The sequence below is a fragment of the Halorubrum sp. SD612 genome (genome assembly GCF_002135005.1).
In genome coordinates, this window is sequence record NZ_NEWI01000183.1 from 1 (window position 1) to 4301 (window position 4301).

Consider the following 4301-nt stretch of genomic DNA (forward strand, 5'->3'; position numbering starts at 1 on the left):
CGCGCAGATGTCCGTCGCGTACAACCCGACCGGGCAGGCGGCGGACACCGCCATCGTGGGGATAACCTACGGCCTCCCGGGCGCGGCGACGACGGCGCGGGTGACGGAGCTCCAGACCCGCAGCGTCGACGTCGTCGACTCCGTGCCGGGCAACGAGGCGGGCGAGAACGCGATCCTCTTCGGTGACGGCGTCCTCCAGTCGGAGATCACCGCGCTGCTCACCGACACCGCTATCATCGTCTTCCCGGCCGCGCTGGTCCTGATCGTCGGGTTCCTGATCTTCTCGTACCGCGACCCGTTCGACATGGCTATCGGCCTCTCCGCGCTCCTCCTGTCGCTGCTGTGGACCTTCGGCTTCATGGAGTACGCAGGGATCCCGTTCTCGGACTCGCTCGTGACGGTGTTCCCGCTGTTGCTCGCGGTCGGGATCGACTTCGGGATCCACATCGTCAACCGCTACCGCGAGGAGCGGGCGACCGGGACCGGGATCGAGGCGTCAATGCGGACGACGACGGACCAGCTGCTCATCGCCTTCCTGCTCGTCACGATCACCACGGTGTTCGGGCTCGTCTCCAACGTGGTGAGCCCGTTCGACCCCAACCGCGACTTCGGGATCGTCGCGGCCGCCGGGATCTCGTTCACGCTGGTGATCTTCGGCGTCTTCCTCCCGGCCGCGAAGGTCCTCTCTGACCGCTGGCGCGAGCGGCTCCCGATCCCGGAGTTCGGCACCAGCGCCCTCGGCGCCGGCGGGTCGCGGATCGCCCGTGTCCTCCGCGTCGGCGTCGACCTCTCGCGGATCGCCCCGGTCGCGGTCGTCGCGCTCCTCCTCGTCGGCGGCGCGGTCGGCGGCGCCTACGGCACGGGCGTGAACACGGAGTTCTCGGAGGAGGCGTTCTTTCCGGACCAGGACAGGCTGGAGACGTACGCCGACCTGCCGGAGCCGTTCGCCCCGACGGAGTACACGTTCCTCGACGTGTTGACCCTCTTCGAGGAGGAGTTCGAGCAGGACTTCGTGGGGTCGGTGACGCTGTACGTCGACCAGTCGGTGCGGGACGACGACGCCCTGGAGCTGATCGATCGGACCACACGGAACCCGCCGGACACCTTCGCGACGACCGACGAGCGGCGCGCGCAGGCGACGAGTATCGTCACCGTGATCGACGACCGGGCGGCGCAGGACCCCGAGTTCGCGGCGCTGGTCGAGCGCAACGACCGCCTCGGCAACGGCGTGCCGGACCGAAACGTCGACGAGGTGTACGACGCGCTCCTCGACTCTCCGGCGGGGGGGCAGGCCCGCGGCTACGTCGCGGCCGACCGCGGGAGCGCGCGTATCGACTACACGATAGAGCCGGGCGTCGACAACTCCGAGGCGGTCGCGGACGTCCGCGAGCTCGCCGAGCGCACGCCGCTGGAGGCCGTGCCGACCGGCTCGCTCGTCGTCAACGAGGCCGTGATCGACCTGCTGACGGAGTCGGCGATCCGGAGCCTCTTCGCCGCCTTCGGGCTCACGGCGCTGTTCCTGGCGCTGTCGTACGCCTACCTGGAGGGGAAGGCCGTCTACGGTCTCCTCAACCTCGTCCCCGTCCTCGTCACGGTCGGGCTGCTCGTCGGCTCGATGCGGCTGTTCGACATTCCGCTGACGCCGATCAACGCGCCGATCCTCTCCGTCTCGATCGGGCTCGGCGTCGACTACACCGTCCACTTCGTCCACCGGTTCGTCGACGAGTACAAGGCCGGCCTCCCGATCGGGGAGGCGCTGGACGTCACCATCGCCGGGACGGGCGGCGCGCTCACCGGCAGCATGCTCACCACGGTCTCCGGGCTCGGCGTCCTGTGGCTCGCGGTGATCCCCCTGCTCCGCGACTTCGGCGTCCTGCTCGCGCTGGGCGTCTTCTACGCGTACCTCTGTTCGATCCTGCTGGTCCCCTCGCTCGTCGTCGTGTGGGACCGGTACGGCGGGTACGTCGGCCTCGGCCTCGACGACGGGCTCCGGGGCTCGGGCGCCGAGAGCCGTCGCTAACCGTCGGAACGGTCCGCGAGAGAACGAAGATAGACGGCGGGACCGGCTCAGCCGACGACGCCGACGAGCAGTTGGACGGTGACGAGGACGAGGAACGCGGCGCCGGTCGCCAGGGTCCCCGCTGCGACGCCGTGGGCGTTACCGAGTCCGCGGCTCCGGGTCGCGAAGTACGCGCCGAGGAAGACGAAGCCGACGAGCAGCAGTCCGACGGTCAGGTACGCGACCGTCACCAGCGTCCCGGCGAGCCCTTCCGGGATTCCGAAGCTGCCGACGCCGAGGAGGATGCTCCCGCCGACGAGGACGGTGATGCCGACGAACGAGACCGCCCACACGGCCGGCGTCCGGGCGATGTCGCCGAGCTTCCCGACGATCGCCTCGTAGCGTCCGCCCGCGTCGTCGCGGCCGGGTGCGACCCGCTTCGCCCCGATCTCCGCGACTGCGACGAACGTAGCGACGACGAGGAGGCCCATCAGCCCCGTACTCAAGAGGGTGAGTGATGTCATGGATTTCCGTTGTTATGGGCTCCGTTCGCGCGTACAAATACCCTTCGACGCGTTGCGCCTCCTCCGCGCGGGACCCCTGTCGACGGGTCGCTCGGGCGGCGCGCTCGGGGTTTCGCACGCCCCGATCCCCCGTTCCGCTACACAAGAGATAAGTGTACCATCGCTAAGGGTGGTACAAGAGCAGACAGACGAACATGATAGATCCAGTTATCCTACAACAGGGGAGCGACTGGCGCGCACAGGCGGAGGTCTTCGACGAGATCTTCTTCGTCTTCCTCGCGCTCGGTACCCTCGTCGGCACCATCGTCGTGGCGTACACGCTGTGGAACGTGTACAAGTACCGCGACGACGGTGACCGGTCGGACGAGGAGTTCGACGCGCCGGTGGTCGGCGAACTCCCGACGGGACAGGGCGGTCCGAAAGCGAAGAAGCTCTTCCTCTCGTTCGGGTTGAGCGCGATCGTCGTCATCAGCCTCGTCGTGTATTCGTACGGGCTGCTCCTCTACGTCGAGGAGGGACCGGACACCGACGCGGAGGGGGACATCGAGATCACGGTCGAAGGCTACCAGTACGGCTGGGCGTACGAGTACCCGAACGGCCACACCGAACGGGGCGAACTGATCGTGCCCGCTGACCAGCGGATCGACATCAACGTGACGTCCAGGGACGTCTGGCACAACTTCGGCTCGTCGGACTTACGCATAAAGACCGACGCCATTCCCGGAGACTATAACGAGAACTGGTTCTCCGTGAGTTCCGAGGACGTCGCGGCGCAAGGCGGTGAGGCGACGTACCCCGTCGAGTGCTTCGAACTATGCGGTCCGGGCCACTCCGCGATGGAAGGACAAATAACTGTCATTCCGGAAGACGAGTGGGATGAGTGGTACGCTAACACCGGTAACAGCTCCGAAAGCGCCAGTATTGAGGCGTCCGGTCTCGGAGCCGGGATCCCGAGCGGGGTGAGCGCATGAGCGAACTACCACCGACGACCTCCGTCAAGCGCTGGCTAGTCACGACTAACCACAAGGACATCGGTATCCTGTACACGATCACCGCGCTGTTCTTCCTGCTGTTCGGCGGCGTGATGGCGCTGCTCATCCGCCTCCAGCTGTGGGACCCGACGAGCCAGATTCTCTCCGGGTTGGCGTACAACGAGGCCGTCACCGCCCACGGGCTGATAATGGTGTTCTGGTTCCTCTCACCGTTCGCCTTCGGGTTCGCGAACTACTTCGTGCCGCTTCAGATCGGCGCGGACGACCTCGCTTTCCCGCGGCTGAACGCGCTCTCTTACTGGCTGTACCTGTTCTCGGGCGCGCTGCTCGGGATCAGCTTCTTCCAGGGCGGTACGCTGACCGCCGGCTGGACGATGTACGCGCCGCTCAACGTGCCGATGTACACGCCCGGTATCGGGTCGACCGGCGCGATTCTCGCGCTCACGATGTTCATTATCGGCGTCACCGCGTCGACGGTGAACTTCCTCACCTCCATACATCACTCCCGTGCGGAGGGGATGGGCATCATGGACATGCCGCTGTTTTCGTGGTCGATCCTCGCGACGGTGTGGATGATGCTGTTCGCGTTCGCGGCGCTGCTCGGCGCGCTGTTGATCCTCGGCTCCGACCGGGTGCTCGGGAGCGTCTACTTCTCCGCGACTGAGGGCGGGGCCCTGCTGTGGAGCCACCTCTGGTGGTTCTTCGGCCACCCGGAGGTGTACATCGTCTTCTTCCCGGCGCTCGGGGTCATGCTGGAGCTGTTCCAGACGTTCTCCGGCCGACGCC

The 4301-nt window shown here is 67.0% G+C and carries 4 protein-coding genes; 3 read left to right on the top strand and 1 reads right to left on the bottom strand.

Annotation, left to right across the window (positions count from 1 at the left end):
• Positions 1 to 2020: RND family transporter (locus B9G38_RS14520; protein ID WP_086220844.1), on the top strand; the 2020-nt coding region annotated here is incomplete at its 5' end.
• Between the two features lie 47 nt (positions 2021 to 2067).
• Here B9G38_RS14520 and B9G38_RS14525 read toward each other — a convergent pair.
• A complete protein-coding gene (locus B9G38_RS14525; protein WP_086220845.1) occupies positions 2068 to 2490 on the bottom strand; it encodes a hypothetical protein in 423 nt (140 codons plus the stop codon).
• 227 nt (positions 2491 to 2717) lie between these two features.
• On the opposite strand from B9G38_RS14525, the gene coxB reads away from it, so the two are divergent.
• Entirely contained in the window at positions 2718 to 3494 is a 777-nt protein-coding gene (gene coxB / locus B9G38_RS14530) for a cytochrome c oxidase subunit II (RefSeq protein WP_086220846.1), read from the top strand.
• Positions 3491 to 4301 (top strand): cbb3-type cytochrome c oxidase subunit I (locus B9G38_RS14535; protein ID WP_198945708.1); only part of this gene is annotated, 811 nt, incomplete at its 3' end. The genes coxB and B9G38_RS14535, both read left to right, overlap by 4 nt.